Origin of the sequence: Micromonospora sp. WMMD730, from assembly GCF_049178955.1 — a bacterium.
GTDB lineage: Bacteria > Actinomycetota > Actinomycetes > Mycobacteriales > Micromonosporaceae > Micromonospora > Micromonospora wenchangensis.
In genome coordinates this window covers 4164631-4189212 of record NZ_JBMHML010000002.1, presented here as the reverse complement: position 1 = coordinate 4189212, position 24582 = coordinate 4164631, and the positions used below count along the sequence as shown (strand labels likewise).

Annotated in this window: 23 protein-coding genes; 14 read left to right on the top strand and 9 right to left on the bottom strand. The window is 72.7% G+C overall.

Going from position 1 to position 24582, the window contains the following annotated elements; all coding sequences use genetic code 11:
- The first annotated feature begins 53 nt into the window (after positions 1-53).
- The 5 genes from ACN265_RS18255 (at position 54) to ACN265_RS18235 (ending at position 6528) form a co-directional block, all read left to right on the top strand.
- Positions 54-1619 (top strand): ABC transporter substrate-binding protein, encoded by a 1566-nt coding sequence (locus tag ACN265_RS18255; protein WP_421408669.1) that lies wholly within the window; start codon positions 54-56, stop codon positions 1617-1619.
- Positions 1616-2560, top strand: a complete 945-nt coding sequence (locus tag ACN265_RS18250) for an ABC transporter permease (RefSeq protein WP_377681810.1) — start codon at positions 1616-1618, stop codon at positions 2558-2560. Before ACN265_RS18255 ends, ACN265_RS18250 begins: the two co-directional genes overlap by 4 nt.
- Positions 2557-4932: an ATP-binding cassette domain-containing protein gene (locus tag ACN265_RS18245; protein ID WP_421408668.1), complete on the top strand. Its 2376-nt coding sequence runs from the start codon at positions 2557-2559 to the stop codon at positions 4930-4932. The genes ACN265_RS18250 and ACN265_RS18245 overlap by 4 nt, the downstream gene beginning before the upstream one ends.
- A gap of 11 nt (positions 4933-4943) precedes the next feature.
- Entirely contained in the window at positions 4944-5504 is a 561-nt protein-coding gene (locus ACN265_RS18240; protein WP_421408667.1) for a GNAT family N-acetyltransferase, read from the top strand.
- A 79-nt stretch (positions 5505-5583) separates the two neighbouring features.
- Entirely contained in the window at positions 5584-6528 is a 945-nt protein-coding gene (locus tag ACN265_RS18235) for an aldo/keto reductase (protein WP_421408666.1), read from the top strand.
- An 84-nt stretch (positions 6529-6612) separates the two neighbouring features.
- On the opposite strand, the gene ACN265_RS18230 is transcribed toward ACN265_RS18235, so the two are convergent.
- Positions 6613-6978: a darcynin family protein gene (locus ACN265_RS18230; RefSeq protein WP_421408665.1), complete on the bottom strand. Its 366-nt coding sequence runs from the start codon at positions 6976-6978 to the stop codon at positions 6613-6615.
- Complete coding sequence (locus tag ACN265_RS18225; RefSeq protein WP_421408664.1) at positions 6968-7885, bottom strand: NAD(P)H-binding protein; 918 nt, start codon at positions 7883-7885, stop codon at positions 6968-6970. The genes ACN265_RS18230 and ACN265_RS18225 overlap by 11 nt, the downstream gene beginning before the upstream one ends.
- Before the next feature lie 109 nt (positions 7886-7994).
- Here ACN265_RS18225 and ACN265_RS18220 point away from each other — a divergent pair, with 109 nt between their 5' ends.
- On the top strand, positions 7995-8933 hold the full coding sequence (locus tag ACN265_RS18220) for a LysR substrate-binding domain-containing protein (protein ID WP_421408663.1): 939 nt from the start codon (positions 7995-7997) through the stop codon (positions 8931-8933).
- Between the two features lie 58 nt (positions 8934-8991).
- On the opposite strand, the gene ACN265_RS18215 is transcribed toward ACN265_RS18220, so the two are convergent.
- Both ACN265_RS18215 and ACN265_RS18210 read right to left on the bottom strand, forming a co-directional pair.
- Positions 8992-10260 carry a prolyl oligopeptidase family serine peptidase gene (locus ACN265_RS18215; RefSeq protein WP_421408662.1) on the bottom strand — a complete coding sequence of 423 codons (1269 nt, stop codon included), beginning with the start codon at positions 10258-10260 and terminating at the stop codon, positions 8992-8994.
- A 466-nt stretch (positions 10261-10726) separates the two neighbouring features.
- Complete coding sequence (locus tag ACN265_RS18210) at positions 10727-11344, bottom strand: TetR/AcrR family transcriptional regulator (RefSeq protein ID WP_421408661.1); 618 nt, start codon at positions 11342-11344, stop codon at positions 10727-10729.
- A 108-nt stretch (positions 11345-11452) separates the two neighbouring features.
- Here ACN265_RS18210 and ACN265_RS18205 point away from each other — a divergent pair, with 108 nt between their 5' ends.
- Entirely contained in the window at positions 11453-12097 is a 645-nt protein-coding gene (locus tag ACN265_RS18205) for an O-methyltransferase (RefSeq protein ID WP_421408660.1), read from the top strand.
- Positions 12098-12120: 23 nt separating this feature from the next.
- Here ACN265_RS18205 and ACN265_RS18200 read toward each other — a convergent pair whose 3' ends face one another.
- Complete coding sequence (locus tag ACN265_RS18200; protein WP_363658200.1) at positions 12121-12717, bottom strand: TetR family transcriptional regulator; 597 nt, start codon at positions 12715-12717, stop codon at positions 12121-12123.
- Between the two features lie 96 nt (positions 12718-12813).
- On the opposite strand from ACN265_RS18200, the gene ACN265_RS18195 reads away from it, so the two are divergent.
- The gene (locus tag ACN265_RS18195; RefSeq protein WP_421408659.1) at positions 12814-13863 is read left to right on the top strand and encodes an NAD(P)-dependent alcohol dehydrogenase; all 1050 of its coding nucleotides are present in this window, start codon (positions 12814-12816) and stop codon (positions 13861-13863) included.
- A 160-nt stretch (positions 13864-14023) separates the two neighbouring features.
- On the opposite strand, the gene ACN265_RS18190 is transcribed toward ACN265_RS18195, so the two are convergent.
- The 3 genes from ACN265_RS18190 to ACN265_RS18180 all read right to left on the bottom strand — a co-directional run bounded on the left by ACN265_RS18190 (position 14024) and on the right by ACN265_RS18180 (position 16469).
- Positions 14024-14938, bottom strand: coding sequence for an alpha/beta fold hydrolase (locus ACN265_RS18190; protein ID WP_421408658.1), 915 nt, complete (start codon positions 14936-14938; stop codon positions 14024-14026).
- Entirely contained in the window at positions 14935-15624 is a 690-nt protein-coding gene (locus ACN265_RS18185) for a TetR/AcrR family transcriptional regulator (protein WP_421408657.1), read from the bottom strand. Before ACN265_RS18185 ends, ACN265_RS18190 begins: the two co-directional genes overlap by 4 nt.
- Positions 15625-15857: 233 nt before the next feature.
- The gene (locus ACN265_RS18180; RefSeq protein WP_421408656.1) at positions 15858-16469 is read right to left on the bottom strand and encodes an aldo/keto reductase; all 612 of its coding nucleotides are present in this window, start codon (positions 16467-16469) and stop codon (positions 15858-15860) included.
- Positions 16470-16575: 106 nt separating this feature from the next.
- Between ACN265_RS18180 and ACN265_RS18175 the strand changes: the two genes are divergently transcribed.
- Both ACN265_RS18175 and ACN265_RS18170 read left to right on the top strand, forming a co-directional pair.
- Complete coding sequence (locus ACN265_RS18175; RefSeq protein WP_421408655.1) at positions 16576-17484, top strand: AraC family transcriptional regulator N-terminal domain-containing protein; 909 nt, start codon at positions 16576-16578, stop codon at positions 17482-17484.
- A 142-nt stretch (positions 17485-17626) separates the two neighbouring features.
- A complete protein-coding gene (locus ACN265_RS18170) occupies positions 17627-20383 on the top strand; it encodes an ATP-binding protein (protein ID WP_421408654.1) in 2757 nt (918 codons plus the stop codon).
- On the opposite strand, the gene ACN265_RS18165 is transcribed toward ACN265_RS18170, so the two are convergent.
- On the bottom strand, positions 20319-20870 hold the full coding sequence (locus tag ACN265_RS18165) for a ferritin-like domain-containing protein (protein ID WP_421408653.1): 552 nt from the start codon (positions 20868-20870) through the stop codon (positions 20319-20321). The genes ACN265_RS18170 and ACN265_RS18165 overlap by 65 nt on opposite strands.
- 380 nt (positions 20871-21250) lie before the next feature.
- Here ACN265_RS18165 and ACN265_RS18160 point away from each other — a divergent pair, with 380 nt between their 5' ends.
- The 4 genes from ACN265_RS18160 to ACN265_RS18145 are packed head-to-tail and all read left to right on the top strand — an operon-like array spanning position 21251 to position 24532.
- Entirely contained in the window at positions 21251-21556 is a 306-nt protein-coding gene (locus tag ACN265_RS18160; RefSeq protein WP_420115946.1) for a putative quinol monooxygenase, read from the top strand.
- Positions 21557-21609: 53 nt separating this feature from the next.
- Positions 21610-22599, top strand: a complete 990-nt coding sequence (locus ACN265_RS18155; RefSeq protein ID WP_421408652.1) for an alpha/beta hydrolase — start codon at positions 21610-21612, stop codon at positions 22597-22599.
- Positions 22596-23225, top strand: coding sequence for a class I SAM-dependent methyltransferase (locus ACN265_RS18150; RefSeq protein ID WP_420115948.1), 630 nt, complete (start codon positions 22596-22598; stop codon positions 23223-23225). The genes ACN265_RS18155 and ACN265_RS18150 overlap by 4 nt, the downstream gene beginning before the upstream one ends.
- Before the next feature lie 29 nt (positions 23226-23254).
- Positions 23255-24532 carry a low temperature requirement protein A gene (locus ACN265_RS18145; RefSeq protein WP_421408651.1) on the top strand — a complete coding sequence of 426 codons (1278 nt, stop codon included), beginning with the start codon at positions 23255-23257 and terminating at the stop codon, positions 24530-24532.
- Positions 24533-24582: the final 50 nt, after the last annotated feature.

Sequence of the window (24582 nt, the reverse complement as noted above, 5' to 3'; positions counted from 1 at the left end):
CTCGCCGCAGCGCTGCGGCGTGACCCACCGCCTTATCGGAAAGGACATTCATGATGGATAGTTCGTCTGCGGACGCGTCGAGGGTGACCCGTCGCGGCCTGCTCGGCGGTGCCGCCGCCGTCTCCGCCGCCCTGCTGGCCGGCTGCGGTGGGGGCGACGACCCGAGCACCCCCGCCGCCGGGCGACCCCGGCGCGGCGGCCGGCTGCGGGCGGCGTTCGCTGGCGGCGGCGTCAACGAGACGCTGGACCCGCACCTGGCCAACCTGTTCAACGAGGCGTCCCGGGCCAAGGCGATGTTCGACAAGCTCGCCGACTACGGCCCCGACGTCTCTATCCGGCCGCGCCTCGCCGAACGCTGGGAACCCGACAGCGACCTCACCCGCTGGCGGATCACCCTGCGGGAGGCGACGTTCCACGACGGGCGGCCGGTCCGCGCCGCCGACGTGCTGTACAGCTACGCCAGGATCACCGACCCGAAGAAGGCCTACCGGGCCAGGGCCAGCCTCGGCCTGCTCGACCTGCGCCGCAGCCGCGCCATCGACGACCGGACCGTGGAACTGGCCCTCACCCGCCCCTTCGCCGAGTTCCCCAACGCCCTGGCCGCGTTCGGCGCGTACATCGTCCCCGAGGGCACCGACAGATTCACCCGGCCCGTCGGATCCGGGCCGTTCACCTTCGACTCCTGGCAGCCCGGCCGGTCACTGCTGCTCAAACGCTACGACGACTACTGGGAGGGTGCAGCCCACCTCGACGAGCTGGAATACCTGATCAGCAACGAGGAGTCGGCCCGGGTCAACGCCCTGCTCGCCGGGCAGGTGGAGTACGCCCACGACATCACCCCCACCACCGCCCGCACCCACGCCGGCAGCACCCGGCTGACCGTCACCCGGATGCCGAACAGCACCATGCAGTCGTTCGCCATGAAGGTCGACCGGCCGCCGTTCGACAACCGGGACCTCCGCGAGGCCATGTTCCTGCTCACCGACCGCCGACAGCTCGTCGACACCGTCCTCGCCGGATCCGGGCAGATCGGCAACGACCTGTTCGGCAAGGGCTACCAGCACTACGCCGACGACATCCCCCAACGCACCCACGACCCCGACCGGGCCCGCTTCCTGATCGACAAGGCCGACGCCCGGGGCCTGCGGATACGCCTCGACACCGCCTCGGTGGCCAGCGGCTTCGTCGAGGCCGCCAGCATCTTCACCGACCAGGCCAGACAGGCCGGCCTGGTCATCGACACCGCGCTGGGCAACAAGGACACCTACTGGAAGGACATCCTCGACACCGGAGTGCTGGCCTCGTACCGCTCCGGCGCCATGCCCATCGAGACGCACATCTCCCAGCGGCTGCTGACCAGCTCCACCACCAACGCGACCCGGTGGACCCGCCCCGACTTCGACGCCCTCTACACCCGGGCCGTCTCCAGCACCGACGAGGCCACCCGCCGGCAGGCGTACGGCGACATGCAACGCGTCCTGCACGCCGAGGGCGGCTTCCTGATCTGGGGTTTCGCCGACTTCCTCGTCGCCACCGCACCCCGCGTCGGTGGCGTGTCCGCCCAGGCACCGGCCAACACCCTCGACTGGGCCCGCTTCGACAAGGTCTGGCTGGGGTGAGCCTGCCCCGCTACGCCGCAGGGCGGCTGCTGCTCGGCCTCGGGCAGGTCGCCGGGATCACCACCATCGTGTTCGTGCTCACCGAGGCGCTGCCCGGTGACGCCGCCGTGGTGATCGCCGGCGACCAGCCCGACCCGGCCCGGATCGCGGCCGTCCGGCAACAGCTGGACCTCGACCGGCCGGCCTGGCAGCGCTACCTCGACTGGCTGACCGACCTGCTCCACGGCGACCTCGGCGTGTCACTGATCTCGGGACGGCCGATCGTCGACCGGCTCGCCGACAGCGCAGGCGTCACCCTGCTGCTGGCGGCGGTGACCCTGCTCGTGCTCGTACCGCTCGCCGTCGCCCTGGGCATGTTGGCGGCCCGCCGGGAGGGGGGACCACTGGACCGGACGGTGTCCGCGGTGTCGGTCGCCCTGTACGCGGTGCCGGAGTTCGCCCTGGCGATCCTGCTCGTCGCCGTGTTCGGCGTCCGCCTCGGCTGGCTGCCACCCACCGCGTTCGGCGCCGACCTGCTCGCCCAGCCGTCGGTGCTCGTACTGCCCCTGCTCGTGCTGCTCGCCCGACCGGTCTGCACCATCAGCCGACTCACCCGCGCCGGCCTGCTCGACGCGCTACGCGCCGAGCACCTCCGCCACGCCCGCCGCCTCGGCATCACCGGCGGCCGGCTCTGGCTGCGCCACGCCCTGCCCGACGCCCTGGCACCGGTCGTGCAGCAACTCGCCCGCACCACCGACTGGCTACTCGGCGGGGTCATCGTCGTCGAGGCGGTGTTCGTCATCCCCGGACTCGGCACCGCCCTGGTCGACGCCGTGTCCAGCCGCGACGTGCCCACCGTGCAGGCACTGTGCGTCCTCGTCGCCGTCACCACGGTGCTGGTGAACCTGGCCGCCGACCTGGTGGCGTTCCGCCTCGCCCCGCGTACCCCGGTGGGCCGATGAGGCGGCTGCGCACCCTGACCGTGGCGGCGCTGCTCAGCGTGCCGCTCGGCCTGGCCGTGGGCGGGCCGCTCCTTTCCGGTGAGCCGGCCGGCCGCACGTTCCCGTTCACCGACGACGGGCCGCTGGGCACCGACTTCGTCGGCCGCGACGTCGGCCAGCAGATCCTGCTCGGCGGCCGGTCCGTGGTCGCCGTCGCCGTCGCCGCGACGCTGCTGGCGTACCTCGTCGGGGTGCCCCTCGGGTTGCTGGCCGCGTCGACCCGCCGCCGGTGGGTCGACGAACTGCTCATGCGCCCACTGGACCTGGCGCTGGCCGTGCCGTCACTGCTGCTGCTGATCCTGCTGGCCGCCACCGCACCGCCCGGACCGCTCACCCTGGTCGGGATCGTCGCGCTGATCGGGCTGCCGGAGATCACCCGGATCACCCGGGCAACCGCGCTGCCGCTGGCCCACGGGCCGGCCATGGAGGCGATGCGCCTGTACCGCGAGACCTGGTGGCGACGTGGCCCCGGCTATGTCGCCACCGGCATCCGCCGGGTCCTGCTCGCCGACGCCGGCGTCCGGTTCGTCGGCGCGACGTACCTGGTGGCCACCGCCAGCTTCCTGGGCATCGGCGTGGCACCCGACGCCGCCGACTGGGCGGTCATGGTGGACCGCAACCGCGCCGGACTGTTCCTGCAACCCTGGGCCGTCGCCGTCCCCGCCGCCCTGCTCATCTGTCTGGCCGTCGGCCTCAACCTGGCCACTGATCAGATGCTGGTCAGCCGCCGCACCGACCTCCCGCCCCGGCCCGCACCCCCCACGACCGCCCCCCGCCCGCCGACACCCGGCACCCTCCTTGAGGTACGGGACCTGACCGTCACCAGCGGCGACACCCGCCTGGTCGACGACGTCTCCTTCGCCCTGCCCGCCGGGAAGATCCTCGCCGTCGTCGGCACCTCCGGCAGCGGCAAGACCACCACCGGCCGGGCCCTGCTCGGCGACGTCGCCCACACCGGCACCGTCACCCTGGCCGGCGCGCCCGTCACCACCCGCACCCCGCCACCGCCCGGCAGCGTCGGCTACGTCCCCCAGCAACCCGGTGCCGCACTGCACCCGGTACGCCGCATCGGTGCCGTGCTCGACGAGATCGCCCGGCACCACACGCCCGGCACCGGCCGCAGCGCCCGCCGACGCGCCGTGACCGCCGTCCTCGACCGGGTCAGCCTGCCCACCGACCGCCGGTTCCTACGCCGTTTCCCGCACCAGCTCTCCGGCGGTCAGCAGCAACGCCTCGTCATCGCCCACGCCCTGCTCGCCCACGCCGTCCTGCTCATCGCCGACGAACCCACCACCGGGCAGGACGCCCTCACCCGCACCGACGTCGCCCGGGAACTCACCACCCTCGCCCGCGATGGCATCGCCGTGCTCCTGCTCAGCCACGACCTGCACCTCGTGCGCGCCGTCGCCGACCAGATTCTCGTGCTGCACCGGGGAGCCGCCGTCGAGTACGGCACCGCCGCCGACGTCCTCGCCACCCCCCGACACCGGCACGCCCGGGACCTGCTCGCCGCGCCACCGCACCCGCCGTCGACGGCGACCCGGCAGGACCGTCCGCTGCTGCACGTCGCCGGTCTGAGCGCCGCCCACCGCGACGGCGGCCGACGACGTGACGTGCTCCACGACGTCACCCTGACCGTCCCCGCCGGGCGGTGCCTGGCCGTGGTCGGCCGCTCCGGCAGCGGCAAGACCACCCTCGCCCGCTGCCTCGCCGGCCTGCACCCCACCCGCACCGGGCTGGTGACCCTCGACGGGCAACCCCTCGCCGGGCACCTGGACCGTCGCCGCCCCGACGAACTCGCCGCCATCCAGTACGTGTTCCAGGACGCCCGCGCCAGCTTCGACCCCCACCGGAGCGTCCTCGACCAGACGGCCGCCCCCGCGCGACGCCTCCGCGACGCCCCACCGGAGCAGGCCCGCCGCACCGCCCTGGACCTGCTCGCCCGGGTGGGCCTCACCGAACCCACGGTCACCCGACGCCCCGACCGGCTCTCCGGCGGCGAACTGCACCGCGCCGCACTCGCCCGGGCCCTGGCCAGCCGACCCCGGGTGCTCATCTGCGACGAGACGACCGCCGGGCTCGACCGGCTCACCCAGCACGGCATCCTGACCCTCCTCGACGAACTGCGGCACAGCCTCCGGCTGACCGTCGTGGTGATCAGCCACGACCGGGACGTGGTCGCGCACCTCGCCGATCACATCGTCGTTCTCGACGACGGAACCGTCGTCGACCACGGCCTTGCCGAGGATCTGCTCCACCACGCGCAGCACCCGCTGACCCGCGCCCTGCTGCACACCCACCCGGCGGACGACACCGCACCCACCCATCCGTGACCGGAGGAACCATGCCGCACCACCGACAGCGCATCGGCCCGTACGAGGTCCAGATCGCCGGCCCCCGGCACGTCGACGGGGCGCGCAGCGTCATGCTGGACACCTTCTACCGCGACTTCGGCTTCGGCTACCGGCCCGAATGGCACGCCGACGTCATCGACCTCGACGGCACCTACCTCACACCCGACCGGCACGCCCTGTTCGTCGCGACCAAGGGCGACGAGGTCGTGGGCACCACCGCGGTACGCGCCGCCGCGCCCAAGAGCCCACCCCACCCACGGTTCCTCGCCGAGCGCTATCCCGACGACACCACCGCGCAGCTGTTCCGGGTCTACGTGCGGCCCGGACACCGACGGTGCGGTCTCGCCCGGGCACTGGTCGGCCTCGCCGTCGACTTCGTCACCCGGCAACCCCGCTACCGTGCGCTCTACCTACACACCGACACCCGCGTCGCCGGTGCCGAACCGTTCTGGCGGAGCCTGGCGACGCCGGTCCACGACGCGCGTGACGGCCACGACGCCACCTGCCAGACCGTCCACTTCGAGATCCCGCTGCCCGGCCGCCACCGGTAGCCGCCCGTCGTACCCGGGCGTACCGGATCCGTCGCGGACGGCTTGACCTGGAGCGCGCTCCAGGTGGCAGGTCGACGCCATGGCAGGCGACAGGGGAGCGGCCCGGCTGGTGCTGGGGACGATGAACTACGGCACGACCGTGGACCGGGACCGCGCGTTCGCGCTGCTGGACAGGTTCGTGGAGCTGGGCGGGGAGTGGCTCGACACGGCCAACTGTTACGCGTTCTGGTCCGACCCGACCGGTCTCGGCGGGGCGAGCGAGCGGGTGATCGGGGCGTGGCTGCGGGCCCGGCCGGACGGGCGGGCCCGGGTGCGGATCGCGACGAAGGTCCGGTACGACCCGCTGGTGGCGCACCGCTGGCCCGAGTCCGCCGAGGGACTGTCGTCCGGGGCGGTCGAGGCAGGTGTCGCCGGCAGCCTGTCCCGGCTGGGCGTCGACACGGTCGACCTGCTGTGGGCACACGGCGAGGACCGCACCGTGCCGCTCGCCGAGACCGTCGCCGCCTTCGGCGCGCTCGTCAGCAGGGGGACCGTGCGCCGGGTGGGGGCGGCCAACCACGCCTCGTGGCGCGTCGAGCAGGCCCGTGCCCTGGCCCGCAACCAGGGGGTGGCCCAGTGGTCGGCGCTGCAACTGCGGCACTCGCTGGCGCAACCCCGACCCGGTGCCGCGTTGCCCGACCAGGGTCACAAACTTCTCGCCGCCGACGACCTCGACTACGCGCACACCGAGGGCCTGGACGTGTGGGCCTACACCCCGTTGATCAACGGTGGTTACGTGCGCCCCGACAAGCCCCTCCCCGAGGCGTACGACCACCCGGGGACGAGCCGGGTCCTCGGTGTGCTCGACGAGATCACCGTCGAGACGGGAGCGACGCGCAACCAGGTGGTGCTCGCCTGGCTGCTGCGGCAGGGCATCCGGCCCATCGTCGGCGTGAGCAGCCTCGCGCAGCTCGAGGAGGCCGTCGGCGCGGTGGACGTGCCGCTGGGCGACGGCCAGCTGGCCCGGCTGGCGGCCGCCCGCTGAACAGCAACGGGGGGTATCGGGTGGATCGTCGTCCGCCGAGCCGGTGCCGCCGTCGCCCGACGGCGGCACCGGCTCGGCGGCGCCTCAGGTGGTGACGGTGGCCAGCGGCGTCAGGCCGTAGGTGTGGGCGTAGCCGTTCTCGGTGCCCACGAGCAGGTCGACGACCTCGAAGTAGCGGTCCCAGAAGGGGGTCTCGCGCAAGGCGTCGATCAGCAGGCGGTAGGCGTCGTGGTCGTCCGCCTCCCAGACCCAGATGTCGGTGACCCGCGCCGAGTAGAACTCCGTGTCGTAGAAGCGGGAGCGGACACCGCGGGTGCGGGCCTCGATGACGGGGAGAACGTGGGTGGTGAAGGCTTGGACGCGTTCGTCCACGGTCATCGCCAGCCACTCGGGGGTGGTTTTGACCAGCATGAAAGCGGTGACCGGCGGCTCGGTTCGGTCAGCGGACATCGGCGGCCCCCGGCGTGGTGAGGACGGCGGGCCGGAGCGTGCGGGCGCACCACTGCGCGAACGCGGTGGTCGGCCCGGCCTGCGGTGAGCGGTCGACGCCCGAGTCCAGGCCCTCGTCCTTGGCGCGTTTCATGTCGACCATGGCCTCGACGAATGCCTCGTTGAGGCCGTAGCCGAGCATGGTGGAGCGCAGTTCGTCGAGCGACTGACGCCGGTAGCGGACCGGACGGCCCAGTTCCTCGGTCATGATGCGGGCCAGGTCGTCGGGGGAGAGGTCGTGCGGGCCGAGCACCGGGACGGTGCCCACGCCGGTCCAGGAGCGGTCCAGCAGCAGGGCGGCCGCGGCGGCGGCGATGTCGGCGACGGCGACCATGGGGGCCGGACGGTTCGCGGTGACGGTGTCGGTGAAGACGCCGTCGGCGCGGATCGCGTCGACCTCCTCCAGCAGGTTCTCGTAGAAAGACGGGCAGGCCAGGGCACGGTAGGCGACGCCGGAGCCGGCGATCAGGTCGTCCATGGCCAGGGAGGCGGTGACCAGCCCGGCCCGGGCGGCCTGCGGGGTGCCACGGCCGAGCGCCGAGACGCCGACGACGTGGCCGACGCCGTGGGCGGCGAAAGCACGCGCGGCCGGGCGGGTGAAGCCGCTGTAGGCCTCGTCGGGCGTGACGGAGGCGTCCGGGGGCACCAGCCAGAACACGGCGTCCGCCCCGGCGAAGGCACGTTCGACGGTCGCGGCGTCGCCGTGCGAGCCGACGACCACCTCGACCCGTTCACGGACGTCTTCGGGTAGCCGGGCCGGATCCCGGACGACGACACGCAACTCCTCGCGGCCTGTGGGAGCGGCCTCGATCAGCAGCGACAGCAGGTGCCGCCCGATGTTCCCGGTGGGGCCGGTAATCACGATCATGAAACCTCGATTGTCGGATCGGCAGGACCCACTCATCGTGCGGACGGGCACCGCATTGCCACAATGGGAACTTCAGCATCCGATCATTGCCTGAAGTGGAATAACTACGGTGAGCAGCCCACCCCCGAGCCTCGATGCCAACCTCGCCATCGCTCTCGACGCCCTACTGACCGAGCAGAGCGTCACCCGCGCCGCCGCGCGGCTGCAGACCTCCCCCGCGGCGATGAGCCGTACCCTGGCCCGGTTGCGCCGGGTTCTCCGAGATCCACTACTGGTCCGGGCCGGACAGCGGATGGTGCCCACGCCGCGCGCCGAGGCGCTGCGCGACGAGGCCGCCGCGGTGGTACGCCGGCTGGAGGCGTTGCTCGCCCCGAGCGGCGGAATCGATCCCGCGGCACTGCGGCGCACCTTCACCGTCCAGGCCGCGGACCTGGTCGGTGCCGCAGTCGCGCCCGGGCTGCTCCGGTTCGCCCGACAGCGGGCACCGGGCGTCTCGCTGCGGGTACTGGCCGAGGAGTGGGAGGCGGGCCCCGCGCTTCGTGACGGACGGATCGACCTGGAAATCGGGGCCATCGACCACGTCGACCCGGAGACCTACGTCGAAGAACTCGTCACCCTGCGGATGGCGGCCGGTGTCAGGGCCGGGCACCCACTCACCGAGGGAACCCTGACGGCCGCCCGGCTCGCGGCGGCCGAGCACGTGGCGGTCAGCCGTCGCGGACGCTTCAGCGGACCGCTGGACACGGCCCTGGCCGCGCAGGGGCTCAGCCGGCGGGTCGGCGCCGTCCTGCCCGGACACCTGGCCGCGATGATGCTGGCCGCAGCCGAGGACGTGGTCTGCCTGGTGCCGACCGCACTACCGGGTGAACCTTCGTCACGGCTCAGCGACGCGGCGCACACGCTGGGGCTGCGCCTGTTGGACATTCCGCTGCCGCTGCCACCGCTGACGATCGGCATGGCCTGGCACCCGCGGCACAGCGTCGACGGTGCCCACCAGTGGCTGCGTGCCGCCGTGCGTCACGTGTTCCGTCCCGACCGGGAGGAATAGGACCTGGGCATCAGGCCGCGTACGTGCCCGCGCTGTCGGCGGGCGCGGACGCGGCCGATCACCGGCGGCGGCGGGACATCCACTGCCAGAGGTGGGTGCCGTCGACGCTCGGGTCGTTGCGGGCCACGTAGATCCAGGAGAAGTGGCCGGGGAACCGGTAGCCGTTCCAGACGACGTGGTCGTACAGGGTGATCAGTGAGCCCGGGATGAGGTCGTGGGCGTGGACCGTGTTGGTCTCCGGTGGCACGGTGTCGTCGTCACGCGAGGTGACCAGCCAGGTCGGGGTGTCGATCGCCGCCAGCTCCGCGTCGGTGACCAGCGGCGGACCCTCGCCACCGAGCGGCTCGACGACGCCGCAGATCGGCACCGACGCGGCGAACAGGTCGGGGTAGGCGACTGTCATCTTCAGGGACATGTAGCCGCCGTTGCTGCAGCCGACCACGTGGATCCGGTCGGGGTCGACGTGCTCACGACGGACGAGGTCGTCGACGATGTCGCGGATCAGCGGGGCGAACCGGGGACCGTCCTCCATCCAGTAGGAGGTGCTCTGCGGGGCCACGACGTACGCGCCGGCGAAGATCCGTTGGGCCTGCGGGGTGGCGAAGCCCAACGCGCCCCGGTTGGCGCGCAGCGTGGTCTCGTTGTCGTAGTAGCCGTCGGGCAGGGAGGCGCCCTCGCCGGCGCCGTGCAGCCAGAGGATCAGCGGTCGCCGGCCCCGACCCGGTGAACGCTCCGGGGAGTACAACCGGTACTTCATGCCCGACCCCGAGACGTGGTGGCTGAAGGCGTCCACCTCGGGGTTCGACAGCCGCCCCTGAACGAAGCCGGTGATGGTGACGGGTGGGCCGTGACGCCGCACGAGCGGGGTGTTCTGGGTGATGGTGTAGACGAGGTCCAGCCGGACGTTGCGCCCCTTGCTCAGGATGTAGCCGAGGGTGCCCCCGCCGAGTTGACCCTCGCCGTGGCTCAGGTCGAGCACGATGTTCCCGTGCCGGTCGAGCCGGGCTGCGGTCACCGTACGGTCCAGGTCGTACTCGCTGAAGATCAGGTCGCCCGGAGCGACGGGGATCGGGCTGGTGGCCCTGGCATGCACGGTGAACGTGTCGGGGTGCAGCCCGGCGGGGTCGATCGGCCCGAGCCGGCGGGTGTCGAGAGTGACCGAGGTGACCTGTTCGCCGCCGTCCAGCGTCGTCGCGTCGAGGGTGAAGCTGACACTGGTCAGGTGGTGGCCCTTGGCGGCGTGGGCGGCGGGGCCGGGCAGCGCGAGGCCGATGGCGGCGCCGGCGCCACCGGCCAGGACGGTGCGGCGAGTGACCGACGCGGACATGCGACCCCCGACAACTACGTAGACATCTGTCGATAGAGGGTCAACCTAGCGTCGGGGAGATCCGCTGGCAACCGGTGTGCGGCGCCTCCACCACTCACTCCGTCCGCAGCGGCACGTCCGCGAGCACCTGCCGGCCCGCACCGGGCACCCGGCCCGGCGTCGATCCTGTGGGTGCAGGTGGCCGTCAGCGGCATGGGCGGCCCGAGGCGCGGGTTGTGCCCGCGCGCTCCGCGGATGCCGGTCAGCCCCGCCTCCGCTGCGACAGGTCAGGTCGGGCGACCGACCCCGGTGATCGAGGGCGGTGGGGTCGCATCCGTAGGGCACGCCTGGGGACGATGCGCGTGACGGCCGTGTGCGGGGGAGTTCCCGCCCTGGACGACGTCGTCGTGGCCCACCGGTGCCTGGGGCGGGGGACAGGCCAGGACACCCACCGGCAGGCCGGCGGGCGGCCGGCCCCGACCCGGATCTAGTTGGCCGCCCCGCCCGGCTGTCGCGGGCGGGGCGACGCGTCGGGCTGCTGCTGGGCCGCCAGGGTGACCAGCGCGTCCAGCAGCGCGGGTGTCACGGGTTCGCCCGTCACGAGCACCCGGAAGTGGATCGGCCCGACCACCTGGTCGACGAGCAGGTCGACGTCCGCGTCGGCGGGCAGTTCGCCCCGGCTGGCCGCCCGGTCGAACGGCACGCGGTCGCGGGCGCGCAGCCGTGGCAGAACCTCCGCACGTAGCCGGGTGGCCAGTTCGGGGTCGTGCTGGGCCTGACCGGCCAGGGCCCGGAACACCGCGCCCGAGTCGGACACCTCCAGGAAGCGGACCAGCTCATCGAGGTGGGCGCGCAGGTCGGTGCGGAAGGCGCCGGTGTCGGGCAGGGTGAGTTCCTGGGCGCTGTCGGCGGTGAACGCGTCGACCAGGATGTCGGTCTTGGAGCGCCACCACCGGTAGATCGTCTGCTTGGCGACGCCGGCCCGGGCGGCGATGCCCTCGATGGTGACCTTGGCGTAGCCGATCTCGGCGACGAGGTCGTCCGCCGCCTGGAGCACGGCCTCGCGGGCCGCCTCGCTGCGGCCGTGCCGGTTGCCGCGGTGCATCGGGCGCTCCTTTCCCGTGAGGTGTCTCTCCCGCGTGATCCACGTCTTCCGAGACGCTACAAGACCCACGTCTTCCCTAGACGCAACGTTGCGTCTAACCTACCTTCCATGACGACGACACTGCACGACCCGGCGGTCCGCGACCTGATCGACCGGCTGTTCACCGAGGCCGAGCGCGACGACGAGCGCTCGCCGGGTCGGCCCGCACCCACGGCCACCGCCCGGGAACGTGCCGATCTGCTCGAAGACGTCTACATGCCGATCTCGGCCCGGGGCGGTGACCTGCTCTACGCCCTGGTCCGCGCGGTCCGACCGCAGACGGTGGTCGAGTTCGGCACCGCGTACGGGATCTCGACGCTCCACCTCGCCGCAGCCGTGCGCGACAACGGGGTCGGGCACGTCACGACGACCGAGCTCAGCGCGACCAAGGTGAAGGCGGCCCGCGCCAACCTGGAGGAGGCCGGATTGAGCGACGTCGTGACCGTGCTCGAGGGCGACGCGCTGACCACCCTCGGCACGGTCGGCGGCCCGATCGGCCTGGCGCTGCTCGACGGCTGGAAGGAGATGTGCCTGCCCGTCCTGCGTCTGCTCGAGGCGCGGCTCGCCCCGGGTGCCCTGGTTGTCGGCGACGACTCCACGTTCGAGTCGATGAGCGACTACGTCGCCTACGTCCGCGACCCGGGCAACGGCTACGTCAGCGTCGACTTCCCGGTCGAGGACGGCATGGAACTCAGCTGCTGGACGGGCCGCTGACCAGGGGACCGGGGTGGCCGGGGTCAGTCCGGCGGCGCGGTGCCCGGTGAGATCGCGTCCCGGACGCACGCGGCCAGGAGCCTGCGCCGCCGCTCGTGGTCCTCGTCGGGTTCGTCGGCGGTCGCGGCGTAGCCGATGCTGGCCGCCGACCATGAGAACGCCATGCTCAGGACCAGGGTGAACAGGTCGAAGGGATCGCCCGGGCGCACCCGGCCGGCGGCCTGCGCCCGGGCGATCGCCGCCAGCTTCGGCTCGTGGTCGACGGCCCGGCCCAGGCTGCCGGTGGGCTGCCGCTCCAGGCGTAGCCAGGTCAGCAGCCGGACCAGTCGGGGGTCGCGCAGGTTCGCGTCGTACATCGCCACCGCCGATCCGGGCAGGTCCTCCGCGTCGAACGCGACCGCGCTCATGAGCTGGTCGGCGCGGTCGGCGATGACGGCGTCGAACAGGCCGTCCTTGTTGCCGAAGTAGCCGTACACCTGGGCCTTGTTCGTGCGTGCCGCGGCCGTGATCCGGTCGATGCGGGCTCCGGCGATGCCTCGCTCGGCGAACTCGGCGGCGGCGGCGTCCAGGATGCGGCGGCTGGTAGCTGCGCCTTTGGCGGTCACGGGACCAGAGGACATGTGACCAACTCTAACAAACAGACGAGTCGGTTGCTTTCAGTCCGGCCACCGGCTAGGTTCAGAAAATACCGAACAGTTTGTTTGAAAGGAGTCCCGGTGCGGACGACCATCGGATGGCAGAGCGTGGACGGCACCGTCGGCCTGCGGCGGGCGACGTTCGAGCGGCGGGACCTGCGCAGCGACGACGTCGCGGTCCGCGTCGACTACTGCGGCGTCTGCCACAGCGACCTGCACCTGCTCAACGGCATGATGCCGCACTACAAGAACGCCGCCGGCATCGTGCCCGGTCACGAGTTCACCGGCACGGTCACCGCCGCCGGGGCGGCGGTGACCCGCCTCGCTCCCGGCGACCGGGTCGCCGTGGGCACCCTCGTCGACTCCTGCGGGACCTGTCCCATGTGCCGGGCCGGCCAGGAGAACTTCTGTCTCGAACGCCCGACCAGCACCTACGGCAGTCCCGACCGGCTCGACGGCACCATCACCAAGGGTGCGTACAGCCGTGAGTACGTGCTGCGGGAGAAGTTCGCCTACCGGCTGCCCGCCGGCCTCGACCCGGCGGGTGCGGCTCCGCTGATGTGCGCCGGCATCACCATGTGGGAGCCGCTGCGCGAGGCGGGAATCGGTGCCGGCAGCCGGGTGGCGGTCGCCGGACTCGGGGGCCTCGGCCATCTGGGGGTCAAGCTCGCCGCCGCGCTCGGTGCCGAGGTCACCGTGCTGAGCCGTACCCCCGGCAAGGCCGACGACGCCCGTGAGCTCGGCGCTGTCGATCTGCTCGTCACCACCGACGACGCCCAGCTCGCGCGGGCCGCCAGCCGCTTCGACCTCATCCTGGACACCATCTCCGGCCCGCACGACCTGTCGCCGTTGCTGCGGTTGCTGGCCCTGGAGGGCACCCTCAGCGTGCTGGGCTTCCCCATGCAGACGCCGGTGAACCTCATGGAGCTGAGCTTCGGCCGCAGGAAACTCAGCTCCTCGGGCACCGGCGGCACCAGGCACACGACCGAACTGCTGTCCTTCGCCGCCGAGCACGGCATCACCGCCGACATCGAACTGTTGCCCTCCGCCCAGATCCGGCAGGCCTTCGACCGGCTCGAACGCGGCGACGTCCGCTACCGCTTCGTGCTGGATCTCGCCGACCTCGACTGAGACACCACCGACGCCGGCGGAGCCGCGTCCGCGCCGGCCGCCGAGGGATTCCGCCCGTCGGCCGCCGCCCGGGGGCGGAACACCGCGGCACGCCTGACCGCCGCAGTGGTACGGGCGCAGGCGCCGTTCCTCGCGCGGCCAGACGTGCGGCTCGCCAATCTCATCCCACGGTCCGGTGCCCGGTGGCGGGAGCGCGCCCGGCCAGCGCGGTGATGAACGTGACGATCTCGTCGGGGTTCTCCTCGGCCATGAAGTGGCCGCTGGTGGTGGCCTGGTAGGTGAGGTGCGGGGCCCATGCGCGCCAGAGCGCGGAGGCGTCGAAGCCGAGCTGGGCGCCCCAGTCCTGGGAGATGACACCGACGGGCATCGTGAGGTGTGCGCCGCGTTCCCGGTCGGCGATGTCCATGTCGAGGTCGATGCCGGCCGTCGCGCGGTAGTCGGCCACGATCGAGTCGATGGCGGCGACGGAGCTGTCGACGTAGTGGTCGCGCTCGTCGCGGGTGAAGGTGGTGCCGGTGGGGTCCCAGGCGTCGAGGAAGGAGCCGAAGAACTCGGGACCGACGGCGGCGATCATCTTCTCGGGCAGGCCGGCCGGCTGGGCCATGAGGTAGAGGTGCCAGGCGACCTTGGCGTCGACGCCGTGCAGGACGGCCCACGTGTCCAGGGTCGGCAGGACGTCGAGGATGCCGAGGTAGCGCACCGCCTCGGGGTGGTCGAGGCCGGCGCGGACGGCGACCAGAGCACCGCGGTCGTGGCCGATGAGTCCGAAGTGGTCGAAGCCGAGCTGACGGGTGATGGCGATCACGTCGTTGCCCATCGTGCGCTTGGAGTAGGTGTCCGGGTCCTCGGCGACGGGCTTGCCGCTGGCTCCGTAACCGCGCAGGTCGGGAACGATGACGGTGTGGTCGGTCGCGAGTTTCCCGGCGACGTGACGCCACATGTAGTGGGTCTGCGGGAAGCCGTGGAGCAGCACGACGGCCGGCCCCCGGCCGCCGACGGCGACGTTGAGTTCCACGCCGCCGGCGCCGGCGAGCGTGCGGTAGGTGACGTTGTCGATCACGAATGGTGTGGTCACGATTCCCCCTGGATCGGGTCGGTGGTGCGGGTTTCGGGATGGCCGGAGAAGAGGCCGGCGGGCAACGTGGTGACGCTGTTCGCGGAGGCGACGAGCGCCGGGATGATCACGGTGTCCACGAGTGCGGACAGGTAGGCGTCGTCGACCGCGAGCCCGTTCGCGTGCCGGAGCAGCAGCACCGACCCGACGACCTCCTCGAAGGCGAACGGGCTCACACCGGCGGGCAGTTCGCCGCGGGCAACGGCGGCGTCGATGACCGCCTGCGGCAGCCTGGCCCCCGTGGGGCCGGCGGAGTTCTCGATGGCGTCGCACAGTTCGGGGTCTTTCAGCCCGGCCTGGAGCAGCATCAACGCGGTGCCGGTGTCGCCGGCGGCCATCGTGCGATCCAGCCGCCGGGCCAGGGTCAGCAGGTCCTCGCGCAGGGTGGCCCCCTGCGGCAGCGGGGACGTCGAGTGCCGGGCGGGCCCCGCCTTCACCGCGGCGATCACCATGTCCCGCTTGGATCCCCATCGTCGGTACAGGCTGGCCTTCGACGTCTGGCAGCGTCGGGCCACCGCCTCGAAGGACACGTCCTCGTATCCGTCCTCGGCGAGGATCCCGAGAACGGCCGCGGTGATCCGCCGCTCCAGCTCGGCATCGCGCGGCCGGCCGCGGGTCCCTGATGGCTCCTCATTGCGATACGACACGTCCCGTATCGTATATCAGGATGTCGGGACCATCCACCGGCGGCCCGCCCGGTGCTGGCCGGCGGGTGGACGGAGCGGGGCACACCGGCACATGTCGCTGAGCTGACCCCGACCGGATCTACGCCATCGCCCGGTGCGCCCCCGGCTCCTCGGTCAACCGTTCCCCTGCCCGCCCCCGCTCGGACTGCGGGCCCCGATCGTCACCGGCGTCCGGATTCCCCCGGCCCACCCGGTCACGGCTGCCCGTCGAGGCGTCGGTTGCCGACGCCGAGGTTCGCCCATGAACGCCGCGGGTAGCGGTCACCGCGCGCCGTGCCCTTCGGCACGGCCGCCTCGATCTCTTCGGGATCACCGGCCGACGGTTCCACCCCTTCCCATCGGCGACCCGGCGCAACCCCTCCACCGGAGCGAGTTTGGTTGTGCGACGCGTTCTCGGCGGAGAAGCGGGGGGCGTGGTTGCGCGGATCGTCCGCCCGCCCCGGCACCCAGTTCCCCGAGAGCAGACCACGGCCCAGCACCCCGTGCGCGGTCAGCCCGATGCCCGACTCCCGCAGCGCGGGCAGCACCTCGGCCTCGACCGCCCGCGACAGCAGCGAATACTCGATCTGAAGATCAACAACCGGGTGTGCGGCGTGCGCCCGCCGGACGGTCTGCGCGTCGACCTCGGACAGCCCCACGAACCGTACGTAACCGGCGTCGATCATGTCCTTGATCGCGCCGATCGTGTCCTCGATCGGCACCGACCGGTCGAGCCGCGCCGGCCGGTGGATGTCCACGTGGTCGACGCCGAGCCGGGCCAGCGAGTAGCTACGGCTTCTTCGGACATCATCCTGGTATGCCGGCACAGCGGCATCTCGCTCCCGACCAGGGTGGGGCGCGGTCGACCTCGGGGCGGCCCCCGACGGCGACCTTTGCCCGGGACACGCCGGTCGCGATGCTTGAATGGTGGGCATGCCGCTCGACGAGTTGCGCGTTCTGCTGGCCCGGCATGCTCGGCCCGATCTGGACACCGGTATCGCTGACGTCCGCATCTTCCGCGCCGACCGGCCCAGCCCGCCGACGCCGACCACCTACGGCCGAGTGCTGGCCCTCGTCGTCCAGGGAACGAAGCGGTTCGCGCTCGGCGACCGGGTGTACGAGTACCAGGCCGGCGACTACCTCGTCGCCTCGATCGACCTGCCGGTGACCGCGCACTTCGCCCGGGCCAGCCCGCAGGAGCCGGCGTTGGGCTTCGGCCTGACCCTGCACCCGGCCGCTGTCGCCGAGGTGCTGCTCCAGGCGGACCCGGCGGACCTGCCGGCACCCGCCCCCCATCCACCAGCCGGCCTGGCCGTCAGCAGAGCCCCTGACGAGCTGCTCGACGCCGCCGTCCGACTGCTGCGCCTGCTCGACCAGCCTCGCGACATTCCCATGCTCGCGCCCCTGATCAAGCGGGAGATCATCTGGCGGCTGCTCACCGGCGAGCAGGGCGGCGTCCTGCGCCAGTTCGGCCTGCCCGACAGCAGCCTCAGCCACGTCGCCCGGGCCGTCCAGTGGATCCGCGACAACTATGCGCAGCCCTTCCGGGTCGAGGACGTGGCGCAGCGGGCGGGGATGAGCGTCTCGGCGTTCCACCGCAACTTCCAGGCCGTCACCTCGATGAGCCCGATCCAGTACCAGAAGCAGATCCGCCTGCAACGCGCCAGGCTGCTGCTCGCCGCCAACCCCGGCGACGTCGCCGGGGTCAGCCGCAGCGTCGGCTACGAGAGCGCCGCACAGTTCAGCCGCGAGTACCGCCGGCAGTTCGGGGGCCCGCCCCGCCAGGACGCGGCCCGCCTGCACGCCCGGACCGCCACACGGTCCGCAACGCGCGACAGTTGACGAGAACTCGCGTTGTCTTGCCCGTTCCTGCCTGCCTGCCCGACGGACAAGCCGGTGCCGGCACGCCCCCGGTAGCCTGCCCGGACACAGGGGCGAGGTCGGCCGGGGGGTCGACGGACAACGACAGGCGCGTGAGGTACGGGTGGCCGGAAGCGAACTGTACGGACGCCACGACGACCTGGTGCAGCTCGCCGAGTTCCTCGACGGGGTGCGCCAGGGCGGCGGCGCGCGTCTGATCTGCGGCGAGCCGGGGGTCGGCAAGTCCTCCCTGATGACTGCCGCGACGGAACTCGCCCTCGCCGGCGGGATGCGCGTGCTGCGGGCGTCCGGGTCGGAGTTCGAGGCCGACGTCAGCTACTCCGGCCTGCACCAGCTGCTGCTACCCGCGTACGCGGCCCTCGACCGCCTCCCGCCCGGTCCGCGCGAGGCGCTGTCGGTGGCGCTCGGATTCGGCGTCGGCACGCCCCCGGACGTCCTACTGGTCTGCAACGCAGCGCTGCTGCTCGTCACCGAGCTCACCGCCGACGGGCCGGTCGTACTGGTGGTCGACGACGTGCACTGGCTGGACCGGGCCAGCGCCGTCGTCCTCGGCTTCGTCGCCCGGCGGCTGGCGGGCCGCCGGGCCGGGCTGCTGGCGTCGACCAGGACGGGATCGGTGAGCTTCCTCGACCTGCGGGGGCTGTCCGAGCACGTCGTCGGGCCGCTCGACGACGAGTCGGCGGGGCGGCTGGTCGACGTCCGCCACCCGCAGCTGCCGGCACGGGTACGCCGCCGCCTGCTCGACCTCGCCCAGGGCAACCCCCTCGCGCTGATGGAGTTGCCCGCCGCGTTGCTGGGTTCCGTGCGGCGCACGCAGACGCACCCCGAGGTGGTTCCCCTCAGCGACCGCCTTCAGGCGATCTTCGCGGCCCGGTTGACCGGGCTGCCCGAGGCGACCCGGCAGGTGCTGTTGCTCGCCACGTTCGAGGGAACCGGCGACGTCCGGGTGCTCCGCGCCGCGCTGCCCGACCAGTCCAGCCTGGCCGACCTGGCCCCCGCCGAGCGGGCGCAACTGGTGCGGGTGGACGACCCCACGGCCCGGATCGCGTTCCGGCATCCGCTGATCCGGTCGGCGATCGTGGCCATGTCCACCCATGAGGAGCGCCGCACCGCGCACGTCGCCCTCGCCGGAGCCCTGGTCGACGACGAGGAGCGCCGGGCCTGGCACCTCGCGGCGGCCGCCGTCGGCCCGGACGAGGCGGTGGCGGAGATCCTCGAGGACGCGGCGCACCGGGTGATGCGCCGTGGGGACGGGTTCGCGGCGGTGGCGGCCCTGGTCCGCGCCGCCGAGCTGAGCGCCACGAGCGCCGGTCGGGGACGGCGGCTCGCCGAGGCCGCGTACATCGGCGCGGAGGCCAGCGGCACCATCGACGACGCGAAGATCCTGCTGACCGACGCCCGTCGGGCGGCTCCCGACTCCGTCGGTTCCCTGCACGCGGCCAACGCGACCGCTTTCCTCATGATCAACGGGGATGGTGACGTGAGCACCGCCCACCGGCTGCTGGCGGGTGCCATCGAGACCGGGGACCACGGCTACCGGGCCGACGATCCGGCGCTCGTCGAGGCCATGCACACCCTGCTGCTGTTGTGCTGGTACGGCAGCACCCCGCGACACTGGGCGCCGTTCTTCACGGCGCTGCGTCGGATCCGGCCCCGGCCGCCGGACGTGCTCGCGTTGGCGAGCGACAGTTTCGCCGACCCGGTGCGCACCGGGAAGGCGGCGCTGCACCGGGTCGACGCGGTGCTCCGGACGCTGACCGACGACGCCGACCCCACCCGCGTTATGCGGATCGGCACGGCCTCGGTGTATCTCGACCGTCTCGGCGACTCGCGGGAGGCATCCTGGCAGCTGGTCCAGCACGGGCGCAACGGCGGGGCGCCCCGCCGGCACCTCGGGGCCCTGATGCACCTGTGCCTCGACGACTTCCTGACGGGCCGGTGGGACGAGGCCGAGGAACTCGCCGTGGAGGGCCAGCGGACCTGCGACACCAGCGGCTTCTCGTTCTTCGCGTGGTACTTCCGGTACAACCGGGCGATCCTGGCCGCCGGCCGGGGACGGTTCGCCGAGGCGTACGCGCTCGCCGACGAGATCACCCACTGGGCGCTGCCCCGGGGCGTCGCCGCCGCGGCGGTGTTCGCGCAGCATCCCCGGGTGCTCGCCGCCATCGGGCAGGGTGACTACGACGCCGCCTTCGGGCACGCCGCCGCGATGAGCCCGCCCGGCGTGCTCGCCTCCCACGTGCCGCACTGCACCTGGGTCATGTTCGACCTGGTGGAGGTGGCCGTCCGCACCGGGCGTACGGCCGAGGCCCAGGCCCACGTCCGGGCGATGCGCGACGCGGACGTGGCCGGCCTGTCGCCCCGGATGGCCCTGCTCCAGGCCGGCGCCGAGGCCGTCGTCCGCGCCGACGACGAGTCGGTGACCCGCCTGGAGACCCTGCTGGCCGACCCGGCGACGGGGCGGTGGCTGTTCGACGGGTCCCGGGTGCGGTTGGCCCTCGGGGAGAGGCTGCGGCGGACCCGGTCGCCGGTGGATGCCCGCCGGCACCTGCTCGCCGCACGCGACGGCTTCGCCGCCATGGCGGCCGAACCCTGGCTCGCCCGGGTGGAGGGGGAACTGCGCGCCTGCGGCTATCGACCGCCCCCACGGCAACTGGGTGACCTGACGGCGCAGGAACTCCAGATCGCCGAACTGGCGGCGAGCGGCATGACCAACAAGCAGATCGCCGAGCGCCTGTACCTGTCGCACCGGACCGTCGGTGCCCACCTGTACCGGATCTTTCCCAAGCTGGGCGTCACGTCACGGGCCGCGCTCCGGGACGCCCTGTCGCCGTCTGCTGCTGAGCAGACTGTGCGCTGAGCTCGTCGGCCTGCGTCTCCTTCGCTTCGAGCAGCCGCTCCAGGAGCCGCCGGGTGGTGGGGTCGTCGTCGCCGATCCAGCGCACCGCCTCCTGCAACGTCTGGACGAGGATCCGTGCCCCTACGAGGTTCTGCGTCACGATGCCGACGACGTCACCGTCGGGGAATGCGCGGAAGGCGACCCTGGACCGGGCACTCAGGTGCTGTGGGTCGTAGTCGCCGACGCAGCCGAGTTGCCGGATCCGATTCGCGACCAGCCGGGCGTCGCCCCGGTCACGGTCGGCCCCGGCGAACAGGAGGTCCGCGAGCGGCCGCAACGCCGGGGCGCGGACGACCAGCGCGTGCTGCTCGTACTGCAACGAGGACACGACCAGGCTCGCCAGCAGCACGTTGAGCAGCTGCGTGGCCGCCGTCAGATCGACCCGGTTCGACGGCGTGACCGGCCCGTCGTCGAGGTCGAACAGGGCCCGGTCGCGGACCTCGCGCATCCGCAGCACGGTGGGCGGCGATGCGGGATGTTCCCGTCCTGATGGCGTCACACCGTCGATGGTGCGGCGTGGCTGTCGGCCCGCGCATCTGTCGAACGACCTAACCCCGGGGCCGACATGCCGGCGATGGGCGGATCCCGCAGCCCTCGCACCAGAGCACCGGGGCGCGGTGAGCCGGCGACTCCGCTCACGTCGCCGGTCACACCCGGCCACGGGCCTGCCCGATTGCAGCACCACCGGCTAGGTCATCGGCAGTCTGCGGCCCGGATCCCGGAAGTCGGATGACTGATGAGGGCCGACCGGGTGGCCCCGAGGCTGGATCCAGCCAGGCAACACCGTCGCCGCCGACATCCGGTGGCAGCCGCCGAGGAGAGTGCCCGATGACCGCAAGCTACGGCTTCCACGCCACCATGACCGCCCGCCCCGGCAAGGGCGACGAACTGGTCGACTTCCTGCTCGCCTCGCCGTCGCTGGCGAACGAGGACTGCGTCGTCTTCCTGATCGGCCGATCCGCCGCCGACTCCGACGTCGTCCACGTCACCGAGGGCTGGACGACCCAGGAGGCGCATCACAGGTTCTTCGCCACCGACGAGGCGCAGGCCCTGGTGACCCGGCTCCAGCCGCTGATCGCCGGCGAGCCGGCATACCTCGACGAGGTGCCGATCGGTGGCAAGGCCGCCATCTGAGATCCGGCCCGGACATCCGCCCCTGCGCACCGAACACGAACAGGAAACCCCTCATGGCACTGACACGTCCCCCTCTCGACCCCGAGCTGCGCGCACTCCTCGCCGACATGCCGCTCGTACCCGAACTCAACCGCGAGGTGCTTCCGCAGATCCGGCAGTTCTCGTCGATGCCCGTGGAGCCGCTGCTCGAAGGCCGGGCGATCGACCGGCGCGAGGTCAGCATCGCCGGTGCCGACGGCGCGGACATCCCGCTGTCCGTCTTCAGCCCCGCCGGCCTGGCCCGCACCGCCCCGGCCCCGTGCGTCTACTGGATGCACGGCGGTGGAATGGTGATGGGTGACCGCTTCTCCCAGCTCGACATCCCTCTGGAGTGGCTCGACCTGTTCGGTGCCGTCGTGGTCTCCGTGGACTACCGGCTGGCGCCCGAGGCCACCGGCACCAGCCTGGTCGACGACTGCTACCACGGTCTGCTGTGGGTGGCCGAGCACGCCGACGAGTTGGGCGTCGACCCGGGCCGGATCATCGTCGCCGGGGTCAGCGCCGGCGGCGGCCTCACCGCCGGGATCGCCCTGCTGGCCCGCGACCGCGGTGGCCCGCCGCTCGCCGCCCAGGTGCTGATCTGCCCCATGCTCGACCACCACAACGACACCACCTCCAGCCGCCAGTACGCCGGCGAGCCCGGCGTGTGGACGCGCGAGATGAACGAGTTCGGCTGGCGGTCGGTGCTCGGTGATCTGGCCGACGACGCCGTACCCGCTCACGTCTCTCCCGCGACGGCCGGCGACCTGTCCGGCCTCCCGGACACCTACGTCGACGCCGGCACCGCCGAGGTGTTCCGCGACGAGGCCGTCGCCTACGCCACCCGCGTCTGGGCCGCCGGCGGCCAGGCCGAGCTGCACATCTGGGCGGGTGGCTTCCACGGGTTCGACGCCCTGTACCCGCAGGCGCTGATCTCGGCCCAGGCCCGCCGCGCCCGCACCGACTGGCTCGCCCGGGTCCTGACCCCACAGCCGCAGCTCGCCGGGCGGCGGGCCGGGCGATGAGCGACAACCACCGGGCGCAGTTCCTGCGCGAGTTCCTCCGTGACCCGTTGACCGTCGCCGCGGTCGCCCCCAGCGGCGGCCCGCTGGCCGACCTCGTCACCGCACCCGTGCCTGACCTCGGTGAGCCGCTGGTCGTCGAACTCGGCCCCGGCACCGGAGCGTTCACGGCCGCCGTCCAGCGCCGGCTCGCTGGCCGAGGCCACCACCTCGCCGTCGAGGTCAACGGGCGGTTCGCGGGCCTGCTGGCCGCCCGGTACCCGCGCCTGGACGTCGCCGTGGCCGACGCCCGCGACCTCGGCGAGGTGCTCGCGCGGCGGGGTCACCGCCGGGCGGACGTGATCGTGAGCGGCCTGCCGTGGGCGGCGTTCGCCGGGAACCAGCAGGACGAACTGCTGCAGGCCGTCACCGACGCGCTCACCCCGGACGGGGCGTTCACCACGTTCGGCTACACGCTCGCCCGCTGGGCCCCGCCCGCCCGGCGACTGCGGCGGGCGCTGGACGACCGGTTCGAGGAGGTCGTGACCGGCCGCACCGTGTGGGCGAACCTGCCGCCGGCGTTCGTGTACTTCTGCCGGCGACCCCGGGTGGCAGCGCGACCGCGCACGCTGGTGTCCCTGGTCCGCTGAGCGACGAGAACCCGAGAGGAGGATCGGCCATGGGGAAGCGGTCCGATCCGGCCGTCCGCCCGGTCGGCGAGGACCACCGCGCGACGCCGTTCGAGCTGTTCTTCGACCTCGTCTACGTCTTCGCGACGACCCAGATCACCGCCTACCTGGCCCACGAGCACAGCCCGTACGGTGTCCTGCGGGGGCTGCTGATCCTGGCCCTGCTGTGGGGAACATGGTCCGGCTACACCTGGCTGGGCAACCACTCCCGGGCCGACGAGGGCCTGCTGCGGGCGGGAATGGTCGGCGCGATGGCGGCCATGTTCGTAGTGGCGCTGGCCATCCCCGAGGCCTGGCGGGACGCTCCCGGCGGCCTACCCGGCCCGGTCGTCCTGGTCTGCGCCTACCTGCTCGTCCGGTGGGTGCACCTCGCGGTCTACGCGGTGGCCGCGACCGGGGACACCGGGTTGCGGCAACAGATCGCGGTAACCTGGCCGCCCCTGCTGGCCGGCGCGGCGCTGCTGCTCTGCGGGGCGCTGCTGGGTGGCTGGGCCCAGGTGCTGCTGTTCGGTGTCGCGTTGCTGGTGGACTGGGCCGGTATCTACCTCACGGCCAGGCGCGGCGCCTGGCGGCTGCACAGTCCGGCGCACCTCACCGAACGGCACGGCCTGTTCATCATCATGGCCCTCGGTGAGTCCACTGTCGCGATCGGGGTGGGGGCCGCCGGCCAGCCCGTCGGCGTGCCGCTGCTGACCGCCGCCGTCCTCGGCGTCGGCACCGCCGTCTGCCTGTGGTGGCTGTACTTCGACGTGGTGGCACCCGCGGCCCGGCGTCGCCTCGTCGCCGTGCACGACGCCGTCCGGGTCAGCCTGGCCGTCGACGCGTACACCTATGGTCACTTTCCCCTGGTCGCCGGGATCGTGCTCACCGCGCTCGGGGTGGAGGGTGTGGTGGCCCACGCCGACGAGACAGGACCGTTGGGAGTCTTCTACGCGCTGTCCCTCTACGGCGGTGCGGCCCTCTACCTCGCCGGTCACCTGCTGTTCGCGCGGCTCGTGCACCGTGCGACGAGCCTGCCGCGCCTGGTGACGGCAGGTGTGCTCACCGCCGCCGGTCCGGCTGCCGCCACGCTCGCGCCGATGGTCGGCCTGGCCGGGCTGGTCGCCGTCCTGATCATCCTGATCGTGGTCGAGACCCGCCAGCGCCGTCGGAATTCACGTCCGTCGATTCCGTCAGCCCACGTGGCGGCGATCGTCGGTGGACCGGAATCGCGGAGGATCGAGCAAGGAATCGCGAGGATCGAGATGGATGCCGCACCCGAAAACTGATTACCTGAACACTTCTTTCGAATGACGCGATACCCGATTCAATGAGCGGG